Annotated in this window: 16 protein-coding genes; 8 read left to right on the forward strand and 8 right to left on the reverse strand. The window is 66.4% G+C overall.

From position 1 onward, the window contains the following. The first annotated feature begins 106 nt into the window (after positions 1 to 106). Entirely contained in the window at positions 107 to 934 is an 828-nt protein-coding gene (locus tag ACTIMF_RS06905) for an HAD family hydrolase (protein WP_442349545.1), read from the forward strand. Positions 935 to 1,335: 401 nt separating this feature from the next. On the opposite strand, the gene ACTIMF_RS06910 is transcribed toward ACTIMF_RS06905, so the two are convergent. Continuing rightward, positions 1,336 to 2,088, reverse strand: coding sequence for an oxidoreductase (locus tag ACTIMF_RS06910; protein WP_442349546.1), 753 nt, complete (start codon positions 2,086 to 2,088; stop codon positions 1,336 to 1,338). Between the two features lie 227 nt (positions 2,089 to 2,315). On the opposite strand from ACTIMF_RS06910, the gene acs reads away from it, so the two are divergent. From acs to ACTIMF_RS06925, 3 genes are all read left to right on the forward strand, one after another. Next, on the forward strand, positions 2,316 to 4,259 hold the full coding sequence (gene acs / locus ACTIMF_RS06915; protein ID WP_442349547.1) for an acetate--CoA ligase: 1,944 nt from the start codon (positions 2,316 to 2,318) through the stop codon (positions 4,257 to 4,259). Positions 4,260 to 4,387: 128 nt separating this feature from the next. Next, the gene (locus ACTIMF_RS06920) at positions 4,388 to 4,915 is read left to right on the forward strand and encodes a phage holin family protein (RefSeq protein WP_442349548.1); all 528 of its coding nucleotides are present in this window, start codon (positions 4,388 to 4,390) and stop codon (positions 4,913 to 4,915) included. 36 nt (positions 4,916 to 4,951) lie between these two features. Then, positions 4,952 to 5,899: an alpha/beta fold hydrolase gene (locus tag ACTIMF_RS06925; protein ID WP_442349549.1), complete on the forward strand. Its 948-nt coding sequence runs from the start codon at positions 4,952 to 4,954 to the stop codon at positions 5,897 to 5,899. A 21-nt stretch (positions 5,900 to 5,920) separates the two neighbouring features. On the opposite strand, the gene ACTIMF_RS06930 is transcribed toward ACTIMF_RS06925, so the two are convergent. Genes ACTIMF_RS06930 through nth form a run of 4 tightly spaced genes read right to left on the reverse strand, consistent with a single transcriptional unit; the run spans position 5,921 to position 9,286 of the window. Continuing rightward, the gene (locus tag ACTIMF_RS06930; RefSeq protein WP_442349550.1) at positions 5,921 to 7,132 is read right to left on the reverse strand and encodes a MarP family serine protease; all 1,212 of its coding nucleotides are present in this window, start codon (positions 7,130 to 7,132) and stop codon (positions 5,921 to 5,923) included. Next, positions 7,129 to 7,851: an NUDIX hydrolase gene (locus ACTIMF_RS06935; protein ID WP_442349563.1), complete on the reverse strand. Its 723-nt coding sequence runs from the start codon at positions 7,849 to 7,851 to the stop codon at positions 7,129 to 7,131. The genes ACTIMF_RS06930 and ACTIMF_RS06935 overlap by 4 nt, the downstream gene beginning before the upstream one ends. A gap of 50 nt (positions 7,852 to 7,901) precedes the next feature. Further along, entirely contained in the window at positions 7,902 to 8,603 is a 702-nt protein-coding gene (locus ACTIMF_RS06940) for a TlpA disulfide reductase family protein (protein WP_442349551.1), read from the reverse strand. Continuing rightward, positions 8,600 to 9,286 carry an endonuclease III gene (gene nth, locus ACTIMF_RS06945; RefSeq protein ID WP_442349564.1) on the reverse strand — a complete coding sequence of 229 codons (687 nt, stop codon included), beginning with the start codon at positions 9,284 to 9,286 and terminating at the stop codon, positions 8,600 to 8,602. The genes ACTIMF_RS06940 and nth overlap by 4 nt, the downstream gene beginning before the upstream one ends. Before the next feature lie 185 nt (positions 9,287 to 9,471). On the opposite strand from nth, the gene ACTIMF_RS06950 reads away from it, so the two are divergent. Both ACTIMF_RS06950 and ACTIMF_RS06955 read left to right on the forward strand, forming a co-directional pair. Further along, the gene (locus ACTIMF_RS06950) at positions 9,472 to 9,741 is read left to right on the forward strand and encodes a hypothetical protein (protein ID WP_442349552.1); all 270 of its coding nucleotides are present in this window, start codon (positions 9,472 to 9,474) and stop codon (positions 9,739 to 9,741) included. Positions 9,742 to 9,871: 130 nt separating this feature from the next. Further along, positions 9,872 to 10,546 carry a Crp/Fnr family transcriptional regulator gene (locus ACTIMF_RS06955; RefSeq protein WP_442349553.1) on the forward strand — a complete coding sequence of 225 codons (675 nt, stop codon included), beginning with the start codon at positions 9,872 to 9,874 and terminating at the stop codon, positions 10,544 to 10,546. 130 nt (positions 10,547 to 10,676) lie between these two features. Here ACTIMF_RS06955 and ACTIMF_RS06960 read toward each other — a convergent pair whose 3' ends face one another. Genes ACTIMF_RS06960 through ACTIMF_RS06970 form a run of 3 tightly spaced genes read right to left on the reverse strand, consistent with a single transcriptional unit; the run spans position 10,677 to position 12,143 of the window. Then, entirely contained in the window at positions 10,677 to 11,492 is an 816-nt protein-coding gene (locus ACTIMF_RS06960; protein ID WP_442349554.1) for an MBL fold metallo-hydrolase, read from the reverse strand. A 7-nt stretch (positions 11,493 to 11,499) separates the two neighbouring features. Then, entirely contained in the window at positions 11,500 to 11,973 is a 474-nt protein-coding gene (locus tag ACTIMF_RS06965; protein WP_442349555.1) for a RidA family protein, read from the reverse strand. Between the two features lie 5 nt (positions 11,974 to 11,978). Further along, positions 11,979 to 12,143: a hypothetical protein gene (locus ACTIMF_RS06970; RefSeq protein WP_442349556.1), complete on the reverse strand. Its 165-nt coding sequence runs from the start codon at positions 12,141 to 12,143 to the stop codon at positions 11,979 to 11,981. Between ACTIMF_RS06970 and ACTIMF_RS06975 the strand changes: the two genes are divergently transcribed. Then, positions 12,128 to 13,222 (forward strand): ArsA-related P-loop ATPase, encoded by a 1,095-nt coding sequence (locus tag ACTIMF_RS06975; RefSeq protein ID WP_442349557.1) that lies wholly within the window; start codon positions 12,128 to 12,130, stop codon positions 13,220 to 13,222. The genes ACTIMF_RS06970 and ACTIMF_RS06975 overlap by 16 nt on opposite strands. Then, positions 13,222 to 13,478, forward strand: a 257-nt coding sequence (locus ACTIMF_RS06980) for an ArsA family ATPase (RefSeq protein ID WP_442349558.1), incomplete at its 3' end; no start/stop codon positions are given. The genes ACTIMF_RS06975 and ACTIMF_RS06980, both read left to right, overlap by 1 nt.

The following is a 13,478-nucleotide window of genomic DNA, read 5'->3' on the forward strand; positions in this document are numbered from 1 at the left end:
TTCCGGCATAGCCGGACAAAACCCAAGTTACCCTCGGCGCCGCGAAGATTGCAAGTCCAACTATTGCCCATTTACTGTTCCGTGGGTCACATTGTGACGATGTACGATGTCGAACGTGAGCCCGGCAGATCCTACCCGTATCGCCGCCTTCTTCGACCTGGATAAGACGGTGATCGCCCGCTCCAGCGTACTGGCTTTCACCAGGCCGTTCTATGAGGGCGGCCTCCTGTCCCGCCGGACGATGCTGCGGTCCGCAATCGCCCAGCTCCAGTTCCTTCTGGCCGCCGCCGATGCCGATAACGTCGACCGATTACGCAAGCACGTGACCGACATGTCGACCGGCTGGGACGTCGCACAGGTGCAATCGATCGTCGCCGAGACCCTCGACGACGTGGTATGCCCCGTCGTCTTCCCCGAGGCCCTCGAACTCATCGAGCAGCACAAGGAGGCAGGCCACGACGTCGTACTGATCTCAGCGTCGGGCATCGAGATGGTCGAGCCGATCGGCGAGTTCCTCGGCGTCGACATCGTGCGCGCCAGCGTCATGCGGGTGGTCCACGGCCACTACTCCGGCGACCTCGACTTCTACTGCTATGGCGACGAGAAGGCCGCCGTGCTCGACGAATTGGCCGCCGAGCACGGCTACGATTTGAGCCGCTGTTACGCCTACTCCGACTCGGTGACCGATCTGCCGATGCTCGACGCGGTCGGTAGGCCCGCAGTGGTGAATCCCGACAAAGCACTTCGCCGCCACGCCACCGAATCCGGGTGGGAGATCCTCGATTTCGCGACCCCCGCGGCGGCGATGCGACGACCCAGCCCGGCAACCGTTGGACGAACCGCTCTGTGCGCCACAGGGATCGGAGCGATCGCCGCGGCGGCGGTCTACTATCACCGTTCCCAGGCCCGTCACCTGCGGATTCACGCCGCGTGATCGATTTCGACGAAACCCTTGCAGTGATGTCAGTCACAGGGTATTAATGGGGTACGGAATCCCAGAGACGGCAACGTTCAGACCGGCAGAGAAGGCCTGAGCCCCCGTACTGAGATTCCCAGCACGGGCGGTAAGCACCCACGCGGAGCGCGCCGCATTGGCACAAGCGTTGTGCGTCTGCGAACCCACGGGCATTACTCGTGAACTCACACAGGGAAAGTTCCACTGTCTTTCGAGTACACAACGAGGTGAACGCGGGAACGCCGAGACGATTCACACAACCCACCCAGCACGCCTGGTAACTTTCGTCCGTGCTCGCGGGCGGTACCCGGTCGAGATGACAATCGACCACCGGTACCGCCCGCAAACATGTGCGGGCTCGACGCACCGAGCGCGACCGATCAGCCGGAGACCGCGTCGGCGATCGACAGTGCTTCGACCGCCCCGGTCTCCATCGCCTCGCAGCATAGGACGATCCACGCCCCGATGGCCGACGGGTCGCCGGTGGCGAACGTCGTCGACAGTTCGCGATAGTCACTGATCCGCTTGAGCCACGTCACCTCGGGTACGCCGAGCAGGTGAGGATCGAGTCCGGTCGCCGCCGACACCAGTCGAGACGCGCCGCGGGCCACGACGCCGTTGCCCGCGGTGAAAGGCGCCAACGACAGCAGCTCGCCGTGCACGACCGCGGCGAGCACCGGAGCTGGAACCGCCGACCCGCCGGTGATCACCTGCCCCAGGAAGTCCAGACGCTGCGCGATGTGCGGCTCCGATCGCGGACGCCCGAGCACGTCTGGATCGTCGACGAGGCCCGCGGCGGCGAGCGTGTGCAACCGAGCGAGGGCCTGCGCGGGAGCCCGCCGGAACACCGACACGAACTGGTCGATCCCGTCGGTGTCGAGAGCCTGCGCCACCCGGATCGCACCCTCGGTGATCGGGTCGTCGAACTGTGCGTCGCGCTTGAGTTCGACACTGCCGCCTTCGATCGCCGCCGACGAGCGGCCGGCCCGCCACGACGCCTCACGGGAAGTCTTGTCCCATCCTCGGAGATTCGCACGGTGTCGGTGCACGACCCCCAATGCGTCTCGCGCCGTCTCGGCCGCATCGCGGACGTCGGGCAAGTCGAGCAACGGGGCCAGCGGATCAGCACTCACATCGGCCACGATAGCCGGGCCCGCTCCTGCGTCGCCGGGCCGTCCACCCGTCGCGTCCCGCCAACCACTCGTCGCGCCAGGCACTCTCGCGACCGCTCCCCGCTACGCGCATGCAACGTGTGGTGACTACCCTCACAGGAGAGCGGTATCGGGCGCCAGGCAACTCTGTGCGCAGGCGCCCAGCGTGTTCCAAACGCGGCAGTCCGAGAATGAAAGGCAGACGAGGAATGACCGAAGCCAGCAAGTTGTACTCGCCCTCGAAGGAGTTCGCCGACAACGCGAACGCGACCATCGAGATGTACGACCGCGCAGAGGCGAACCCAGAGGAGTTCTGGGCCGAGCAAGCGCGTCGCCTCGACTGGACGACACCGTTCGGCCAGGTTCTGGACTGGTCGAACGCTCCGTTCGCGAAGTGGTTCGTCGGCGGCGAACTGAACGTCGCGGTGAACTGCGTCGACCGACACGTCGACGCAGGCAAGGGTGATCGAGTCGCCATCCACTGGGTGGGCGAACCGATCGACGACAGGCGCGACATCACCTACAGCCAGCTCAAAGACGAGGTCTCGCGTGCAGCGAACTACCTCTCGTCGATCGGACTGGTCGCAGGCGATCGCGTCGCGATCTACATGCCGATGGTCCCCGAGGCCGTCGTCTCGATGCTCGCGTGCGCCCGACTCGGCCTGACCCACTCGGTGGTGTTCGCCGGATTCTCCGCGGCAGCGCTGCGCTCGCGCGTCGACGACGCCGAAGCCAAGGTCGTCATCACCACCGACGGCCAGTTCCGCCGCGGCAAGCCCGCCCCGCTCAAGGAGGCCGTCGACGAAGCTCTCGGCACCGGCGACGACGCCGCGAAGTCGGTCGAGAAGGTCATCGTCGTCCGCCGCACCAACCACGACCCGGACCTGAACTGGGTGCAGGACCGCGACGTGTGGTGGGAGGACACCGTCGCCGAGCAGTCCCCCGTCCACGAGGCGGAGTCGTTCGACTCCGAGCATCCGCTGTTCCTGCTGTACACCTCGGGCACCACGGGCAAGCCGAAGGGCATCGTCCACTCGTCGGGCGGCTACCTGACACAGGCCGCCTACACCTTCCACAACGTGTTCGATCACAAGGAGGGCCGCGACGTCTTCTGGTGCGGCGCGGACATCGGCTGGGTCACCGGCCACTCCTACCTCGTGTACGGACCTCTCTCGAACGGCGCGACCGAGGTGATCTACGAGGGCACCCCGAACTCGCCCGACGAGAACCGCCATTTCCAGATCATCGAGAAGTACGGCGTCACCACCTATTACATTGCGCCGACGTTGATCCGCACGTTCATGAAATGGGGACGCGAGATCCCCGACGCCCACGACCTGTCGTCGCTGCGGCTGCTGGGAAGCGTGGGCGAGCCGATCAACCCGGAGGCGTGGCGCTGGTATCACGAGGTCATCGGCGGCGGCCGCTGCCCGATCGTCGACACCTGGTGGCAGACCGAGACGGGCGGAATCATGATCTCGCCCCTGCCCGGAGTCACCGCGACCAAGCCGGGTTCGGCGATGCGGCCGCTCCCCGGGATCAGCGCGGCGATCGTCGATGACAAGGGCACACCGACGCCCGACGGGGAACAGGGCTACCTCGTTCTGGACCGTCCGTGGCCGGGCATGCTGCGTGGCATCTGGGGCGACCCGGAGCGCTTCAAGGAGACATACTGGTCGCGGTTCGCCGAGCAGGGTTGGTACTTCGCGGGCGACGGCGCCCGCTTCGACGACGACCACGCTCTCTGGGTGCTGGGGCGCGTCGACGACGTGATGAACGTGTCCGGGCACCGCATCTCGACGTCGGAGGTCGAGTCGGCCCTCGTCGCGCACGCCGCCGTCGCCGAAGCCGCGGTGATCGGCGCCGCAGACGAGACCACCGGTCAGGGCATCGTCGCGTTCGTGATCCTCATGGAGCATGCGTCGGCGGGCGACGACCTCGTCGCCGAACTGCGCCAGCACGTGGCCGTCGACATCTCCCCGATCGCCAAGCCGCGCGAGATCAACATCGTGCCCGAGCTGCCTAAGACGCGCTCCGGCAAGATCATGCGCCGACTCCTCAAAGACATCGCCGAAGGTCGCGAACTCGGCGACACCTCGACCCTCGTCGACCCATCGGTCTTCGAAGCGATCCGGTCTCAGCGGGCGCAGTAGTCGGCTGCGGGCGCGTTGCGCCCGCAGCCTGATTCACTTCCGGGACGCTCCAACCGCGTGTGGGCGTCGGTACGAAACCGTCGGCATGGCAACATGAAGCCCGACCAACGTTCAGCAAGGGAGAACTCGTGAGCGGCAAACAGGACACCTGGCCTCCGCAGCCCGCCGACGCTCCGCGCGTCCCGTCGATTCCGATGTCGGATGCCAACCTCGGCAAGGACGGCGAACCAACGATCGGCAACCTCGTCAAGGATGCGTCGGCCAATGTGTCGACGCTGCTCCGGGCAGAGGTCGCGCTCGCCAAGGCCGAACTCGTCAAGGAGGCGAAGAAGGCAGGGGCAGGCACCGGACTCATCGTCGGCGCCGCCGTCCTACTGCTCTACGCGAGCTTGTTCTTCTTCGTGTTCCTCGGCTTCCTGCTCGACCTGTGGCTGCCGACGTGGGCCGCGTTCGGCATCGTCTTCCTGATCCTGCTGGTCGTGTCGATCGTGGCGATCATCATCGGGTACGTCCTGTTCCGAAAGCTACGTAAACCGGAGAAGACCATCGAGTCGCTGTCGGAGATAAGCAGCGTGGTGCCGGGGCGGGAGAAGTCGCCGACCGGCGGCGTCGCGCACCCGCAGATCCCGCCTGCGAACGATCCGATGAGTCGCTGACGACTCTGCCCCGATGAGTTCGAGACACCGACGAGTGTGAACACGACGCCGCCGGACCCCACTCAAGTCCGATTCGACGGGCCGTGGCAGCACTTCGACGTGCGTGCAGGCGGCCTGCGTTTCCACGCGGTCGAAAGCGACCGGTCCATCGCCGACCGGCCACTGGTCCTTCTGCTGCACGGTTTCGGCGAGTTCTGGTGGACGTGGCGCCACCAACTCCCCGCGTTGACTGCCGCCGGATACCGCGCCGTCGCCGTCGATCTACGCGGCTACGGCGACTCCGACAAACCGCCGCGCGGCTATGACGGCTGGACGCTGGCAGGTGACACTCATGCGCTGATCCGTGCCCTCGGGCATTCGTCGGCGTCCCTGGTGGGTCACGCCGATGGCGGGCTCGTCTGTTGGGCCACTGCGACCCTGCACCCGCGCGCCATCGACCGCGTCGTCGTCCTGTCCTCACCGCATCCGCGTGCGCTGCGCCAGGGCGTCCTGTTCAATGCCGAGGAACGCTCGTCGTTCCTCGCTCCCTTCCTGCACAACCAACTCCCCCGAATCGGCGAACGACGTCTCACGCGCCGCAACGGTGCGTTCGTCGACGAGTACTTCCGCACTCGGTCCGGCCGACTCTGGCGCCAGAGCGCCGACTTCGACGAGGCCGTCGAACGCAACCGGCTCGCAATCCAGATCCCCGGCGTCGCCCATTGCAGCCTCGAATACCGTCGCTGGGCGTTCCGCTCGCAGTTCCGGCCAGACGGCTGGCGTTTCATGGAGGTGATGGACAAGCGCCTCGATCACCCGATCCTCGCCCTCCGCGGACGAGAGGACGAATACATCCTCGACTCGCTGATGCTCGACAGCGAGCACTGGGCGCGCGAATTCACCTACCGGTCGATCCCGAGCGCCGGCCATTTCCTGCACCAGGAGACGCCAGACGAGGTCAACGCCGCAGTACTCGAGCACCTCGCCGGACAAACCGGCGGCTGACCGTCTGGCCGCCTTCTCGGCTCAATGGGTGGAGACGCAGCGCTGAGTGTCCACGGACGACGATCCCGATCGCCTCTCCGACTGGGCGAGGTCGCGCTGGACCTGCTCAGCGGTCAGGACGAAGCCAGTGTTGTCCGCAGGATCCTCGGACGCCCCGAACACCACGCCGAACACATTGCCGTCACGATCGATCATCGGACCGCCCGAGTTGCCGGACCGGATTTCCCCGCGCACGGTGTAGACCTCACGCGACACCTGCTTGGCGCGCTGGTAGATGTCGGGACCGCTCAATTGGACGGTGTTACGGATCCGTACCGGCGTGATGGTGAACGGCCCGTTCTGCGGGTAGCCGAGGACGATCGCGTCGTCGCCGGTGGCACCGGTCTCGGTCGCGAAGTCGAGGGCAGGCGCCTGCAGACCGGGCACGTCGAGGACGGCGATATCGTTGCGCGAGTTGAACCAGACCACGTTCGCGTCGAGTTGCCCGCCGTCGCCGGTCTCGACGCTGAGAGAATCCGTACCGGCCACGACGTGAGCGTTGGTCATGACGCGTTCGGGCGACACCACGAACCCGCTGCCTTCCAACGACTGCCCGCAGCTGCGCGCCACCCCGTTGATCTTGAGGACGCTCGGCTGTACCTGCTGGACGACGGGAAGGTCTGCCAGTGCTGCGTCGGGAGCATCGACGTTGGCGACGCGCGTCTGCCCGTACGGCCCGATGACCTCTTTGATGCCGGAGGAGTCGATGAGGTCGGTCAACTCGTTCGGCAGGTTCCGCATCCACTGCGGAGCGGCTGCGTCCACGCCCTGGACGATTTTCGAGCCTTCGACCGCATCGGAGATCCGGGCCTGTTCGGAGCTTCGAAGCGGGACCGACAACAGCCACACGGCCACCAGGATCGCAATGACCTGCAGCACCGAGCCGACACCGCTGTCCACCCGTCGCAGTGTCGGCGAGTGGATACCGCTGCGCGCTGCGCGGCCCAAGACCATGCCAGACAACTCGCCGATCACGATCAGCGCGATGATCAGCATCACGCCGACGACGAGCCGCAGGCGCTGGTCGTCGAACCGTTCGATCACGACCGGAGCCAACAGGACGCCGGCGACTGCACCGATGACGACTCCCACGAACGCGAGCGCAGACGCCGCAGCGCCCTGCCGATACCCACTCAACGCGGCCAGGAGCGCGACCACGAGGATGCCGAGGTCGACCCAGACGGCCCCGCTCACCGGGGCGGCTCCGCGGCGAAACCGGACACCTGGCGTCCACCGGTCTGCGCGATCATCTCCTCGAGCGGCCGGACGTCGTCGCGGTCCCACGGCACATCCCAGCCCGCGGTCTCGGCGATCGCGGCGAGCAGCCCGCCGGTGAACCCCCAGATCAGCATGCCGTCGTAGACGAACGCCGGCCCCTGATAGGCCGGCATGCCCGGGACCTCTCGACTGACCTGCAGCCGGTGTTCCGGGCTCAGCAGCTCACGCAGATTCACGCGGGTCACCCGCGCCGTCTCACCTTCGTCGACCACACGCACTTCGGTGGGCCGCGACCAGTGTGCGAGCACCGGCGTCACCTCGAAGCCAGACGGGACCGGGAACCTCGGTAGTGCAGCGAGAACGTCGACCCCGTCGGCCCTCACCCCGGTCTCCTCCCACGCTTCGCGCAGCGCGGTCCCGACCGGGTATTGGTCGCCGGGATCACGGGCCCCACCGGGGAACGCAATCTGTCCGCCGTGGGTGCGTAGTGTCGACGCGCGCTCGGTGAGCAGCACGTCGGCGTCGGCCGGAACTCCGCCGGGGTGGTCGTCGACGGCGGCGAACGACCCGCCGAAAAGGACGAGCACGGCCGCGGAGCGGGTCGCGACGAAGTCCTCCGCGATCCGTGCCCGGTCACCGCCACGGGCGAGCACCTTCTCGTTGACGGCGGACACGTCGTCGGTGATGGCCCGCATCCATTCGGGCACGGCGGAGCGTGGTACTAGGATCGTCGATTCCCGTCGACTCACGATGCCTCCCCCACGTCGACGCCGAGATCGTCACGGACAGCAGCAGTGAGCTCGTGATAGGTGTCGAAGACACGTGGCAGAACGGCGGCGACAGTGCCGTCGGCGCGGATCATCACGGTCGACGGGAACACGCGCGGTGCGGCGACGGCTTTCGCGATGTCACCCCGCGGATCGGTCACGACCGGCAGGTGCGCATTGAGCTCTTGCAGGAACTTGAGCACGAAGAACTCCTTCTCGGCACCTTCCTTGGCGTGGACCGCCAAGACGTTCAGCTGGTCGCCCGCCGCGGCCGCGAGCTCGTCGAACAGGGGGAGTTCCCGGCGGCACGGCAGGCACCACACCGCCCACATGTTGATCACGAGCGGCTTACCGGCGGTAACCCGTCCGAGATCGATCGTGCGCCCGTCGGCCATACAGGGCGCGAATACCCCGGTGAGGACACCGGCGGCAGGCCCGGCTCCGCTCGGGCACGCGGAGAGGGCCGCAGCCGATCGTGCCTGCGCAATCTCGTCCGCCGATGCGCCCGCATCGGTCACCCCGGATGCCGGAGCCTGCGGTCCGGTCTGCGGCGCAGACGGCTCATCGCCGCCCCGTGGCCAGAGCGCCGCGACGAGTGCGACCACGACGATGACGAACGCGATCATCGCGCGCATCCCCGGTTGGGCCAGCGCCTTCTTCGCGCCGTTCAGGCGGCTCATCGGCCCACTCCCGCCAGTTCGAGCAGGTGTTCGGTCTCGGGCCCCTTCACCAGCGCTGCGGCCGTCAACGGATCGAGCGGACCCTCGCCGTACGACGGACAGTCCTTGGCGAGCACGCACACGCCGCACGCAGGCTTCCGGGCGTGGCAGACACGACGTCCGTGAAAGATGATGCGATGCGAGAGGTCGGTCCATTCCTTGCGTTCGATGAGCTCACCCACGACGCGCTCGACCTTGACCGGGTCGGTCTCGTCAGTCCAGTTCCATCGCCGGACGAGCCGTCCGAAGTGCGTGTCGACGGTGATTCCGGGAACGCCGAAGGCGTTGCCCAGCACGACGTTCGCCGTCTTGCGGCCGAAACCAGGCAGAGTCACGAGCTCCTTGAGAGTGCCGGGCACCTCACCGTCGAACCGTTCGACGAGCGCCTGCCCCAACCCCATGATCGAGCTCGCCTTGTTCCGATAGAAGCCGGTGGAACGGATCATCTGCTCGAGCTCGGTGCGGTCCGCGCTCGCATAGGCGAACGCATCCGGGTAGCGCGCGAACAGGGCAGGCGTCACCTGGTTGACGCGGACGTCGGTGCACTGCGCAGACAGGATCGTTGCGACCGACAGTTCGAGCGGCGTCGTGAAGTCGAGTTCGCAGTACACGTGCGGAAACGCCACGTGCAGGGTCCTGTTCATCCGACGTGCTCGTCGGACCAGGCCCAAGCGGGTCTCCGGTTTGCGGCTGCTCACAACAATCCAGGTTAGCGGTCGTTCGGCCCAGCGGCTCCGACGCGGGCCGCGAGCGTCGATGTGGTCACAACTCGGTGACGGCCGCGCTCCGGGTTTCCCCCGAGGCGACCGTTGGTGTTGACTGGGGAACCATGCAAGGACTGGCCGTACTTCTGTTCCCCCCGGTGCTGATGCTGTTCGCACTCGCCATGGAGAAGGTGCAGAACGGTCTCGACCGACTTTCGGTCGGGCGAGCTCACGTGGAGGAGTTCCTCGACACCGCCGACGAGACCGACGTCAACAACCTCGCTAAAGACGGTCTTCCGGCCGCACTGGACGAACTCCGCCAGCGTCGAAACAACGACGAGACCGGTCAGCCGGTGATCCCGGCCGATTCGGACGCCCGAAACCGGGCCAGTTGATACATTCTTAATTCAGACATTGCACACCACTGTGAATGCCTGGCGCACACGTGATCAATTCAACAACTATGCTTTCAGGCAAGTAGTGTCGATCACTGAACGTGCGTTCGGAACAAGAGAGGTTCTTTAGGTGGAAGAAGTACTCGCCAGGGCAGGCATTTTCCAGGGGGTTGAGCCCACGGCTGTAGCGGCACTCGCAAAAGAGTTGCAGCCGGCCGAGTTCCCTCGCGGTCATGTGATCTTCCACGAGGGGGAACCGGGCGACCGGTTGTTCATCATCCTCTCCGGAAAGGTCAAGCTGGGTCGGCGTTCGCCGGACGGCCGCGAAAACTTGCTGACCATCATGGGTCCGTCCGACATGTTCGGCGAACTCTCCATCTTCGATCCGGGGCCGCGCACGTCGTCGGCCACGACCGTCACCGAAGTTCGCGCCGTCACGATGGACCGCGACGCGCTTAAGAAGTGGATCAAGGACCGCCCGGAGATCGCCGAGCAGCTGCTGCGTGTTCTCGCACGTCGTCTGCGACGGACCAACAACAACCTCGCGGACCTCATCTTCACCGACGTCCCGGGCCGTGTCGCCAAGCAGCTTCTTCAGCTCGCCCAGCGCTTCGGCACACAGGAGGGCGGCGCACTTCGCGTCACCCACGACCTGACGCAGGAAGAGATCGCGCAGCTCGTCGGCGCATCACGAGAGACCGTGAACAAGGCACTGGCCGACTTCGCTCAGCGCGGTTGGTTGAGGCTCGAGGGCAAGAGCGTCCTCATCGCCGACTCGGAGCGTCTCGCCCGTCGAGCACGCTGACTTCCGGCTCCGCTCCGCCACATCTGAACAAAGACCTCAGTCCGAGAGTTAGCACACGAGCGTGGTGCAGCCTCTCGGACTGAGGTCTTTTCAGCCGGTGTCAAGGGTTACAGCGTTCCGGGGTTACGGGTTACAGGGTCCGCAGATACTTCAGCTGCGTCTTGACGCTCATCTTTGCGGCCGGCCACAGTTTCTCGTCGACGTCCGCGTAAACGGTCTTGACGACCGTCATCGGCTTCGCCTCGTGCGCGGTCTTACCGAGGTCGTCGAGCGCTGCACGGATCTGGTCGAGGCGCTCTTCGCGGTGCTGCTTGTAGAAGCGTGCAACGGGGCCGAGCTCGGGGTGGTCTGGGCCGTGCCCGGGCAGCATCGGCGCATCGGAGGCGTCGACGATCAGCCGATTGAGTGAGTGGAAGTAGTCGCCCAGCGCCCCGTCCTGCGGGTCGAGGACCGTCGTCCCCGAACCCAGGACGGTGTCGCCGGTGAGGATCGCATGCTGTCCGTCGCATTCGACGAGAAAGCTCGTCGAATCCAGAGTGTGACCCGGTGTGTGCACCACCGTGATGCGCACGCCCGCCGCTTCGATCACTTCCCGGTCGGTCAATCGTGGTGCGTCGAACGAGTAGTCCGACGAGTACGCGCGCGTCGGCGCCCCGGTCATCTTCCGAAACCGCTTGAGCGCACCGACGTGGTCGTCGTGGCGATGAGTGAAGAGCGTCAACTCCACCTCGCCCGCCGCATCGAGGACGTTCTTCAGATGCGTGCGGTTCTTCCGAGGTCCAGGGTCGACGACCACGGACCGCTCCGCCCCTGGCGCCCGAAGGATCCACGTATTGGTTCCCTCGAGCGTCATCATGCCGGGGTTCTCGCACAGGACGACCCACGCGAACGGACTCACCTGTCGAGCCCGGCCATAGGCGGGGTGGACGAGATCGGGGTCGGTCATCGCCGGATCACCCGACCTGAACGACCAGCTCGACTTCGACAGGAGCGCCCAACGGGAGTTCCGCCACGCCGACGGCCGACCGTGCGTGCACACCTGCGTCGCCGAAGATCTCGCCGATCAGGTCCGACGCCCCGTTGATCACCGCGGGCTGGCCGGTGAACCCGTTCGCCGAGGCGACAAAGCCGACTACCTTGACCACACGGACCACCGAGTCGATGCCGACTTCGGCGTGCACTGCAGCCAACGCGTTCAACGCGCACTGCCGCGCCGCGGCGCTCGCTTCATCCGGCCGGACGACGCCTTCGGCGCCCTCGGAGACCTTGCCGACCGCTTGGAGTGCTCCGTCGACCACCGGCAGCTGTCCCGAGGTGTAGACCATGTCGCCGACGCGGAGCGCAGGCGTATAGCTGCCGACGGGGGCAACCACGTCGGGCAGAGTGATGCCGAGTTCGGTGAGGCGAGCGGTCCACTGTCCACTCATCGTCATCAGCCTTTCGGACGCTTCAGGTACGCCACGTGTTGTTCACCGGTCGGGCCGGGCAGGACGGTGACGAGCTCCCAGCCGTCCGATCCCCACTGGTCGAGGATCTGTTTGGTCGCGTGCGTGAGCAGCGGAACGGTTGCGTACTCCCAGGATGTCGGTGCTGTCATGTCGCTCACCTTATCGGTTAACGAACAGTCCCGTCGGCAGGGCCGATAAGGTGAACGACGTGGTCGAGAAACATGTGACGGACGGTCCCACGAGCCAGTGGTCCGATCAGGCCCGCCAAGCGCGGCTGCATTTCGTGTCCGGCAAAGGCGGCACCGGTAAGACGACGGTCGCCGCAGCGCTCGCGTTGACGTTGGCGTCCCGCGGCCAGCGAGTCCTACTCGTGGAATGCGAGGAGCGCCAAGGCATCGCGCAGCTTTTCGACACCCACCCGCTGCCGCCGGTCGACACCCAGGTCGCCACCCTCGAAGGCGGCGGATCGGTGTGGGCGCTTCCACTCGAGATCGAGCACGCGCTGCTCGAGTATCTCGACATGTTCTACAACCTCGGGTTCGCCGGCCGCGCCATCAAACGCGTCGGCGCGATCGACTTCGTCACGACCGTCGCCCCCGGGCTGCGCGACGTTGTGATCACCGGCAAGGTCAAGGAGCGAGTCATCGCCCTCGACAAGAAGGGCCACCGTCTCTACGACTCGATCGTCGTCGACTCTCCCCCGACCGGACGCATCGGCAACTTCCTCGACGTGACATCGGCGATGCGCGACCTCACCAAGACCGGGCCGATCCGCAAGCAGAGCGACGGCGTCGCCAAGCTCCTCCACTCCCCGGACACGATGATCCACTTGTGCACACTGCTCGAGGCGATGCCGATCCAGGAGACGATCGAAGCCGTCGAAGAGCTGCGGGCCAAGGACCTGAACATCGGCGCGATCTTCGTCAACCGCGTCGACCCCGCGTACCTCCCCGACGGTCAGCTCGACTCGATCGCCGAGGGCCGGATCGACAGCGATACGGTGCGCGCCTCGCTGAGCGAGGCCGGGGTCGCCGTCACCGACGACGACCTGTCCGGGCTGTTGACCGAAGCGGTCGACTACGCATCGCGGACCCAGGCGCAGCACGTGGCTCGGGCCGAACTCGACGATGTCGAGGCGCCACAGATCGAACTCCCGTCCGTCGAGAACGGCATCGACCTGGGCGGCCTGTACGAACTCGTCGACGTGTTGAAGAAAGCAGGGGTCTGATGCCCGAGCTGAAGATGGGTGCGGTGCTCGCCGACCCGAACACCCGCGTGGTGATCTGCTGCGGGTCCGGCGGCGTCGGAAAGACCACGACGGCCGCGTCGATGGCGTTGCACGCCGCCGAGAACGGCCGCAAGGTGGCCGTCTTGACGATCGATCCGGCGCGCCGGCTCGCACAGTCCCTCGGCGTCACCGCGCTCACCAACGAACCACAGCCCGTGCCGATCGCGTGTGCGGCGGCAGGCGGCGGCTCGGTGGA

Source organism: Gordonia sp. (in: high G+C Gram-positive bacteria), from assembly GCF_052106715.1.
Taxonomy (GTDB): Bacteria; Actinomycetota; Actinomycetes; order Mycobacteriales; family Mycobacteriaceae; genus Gordonia.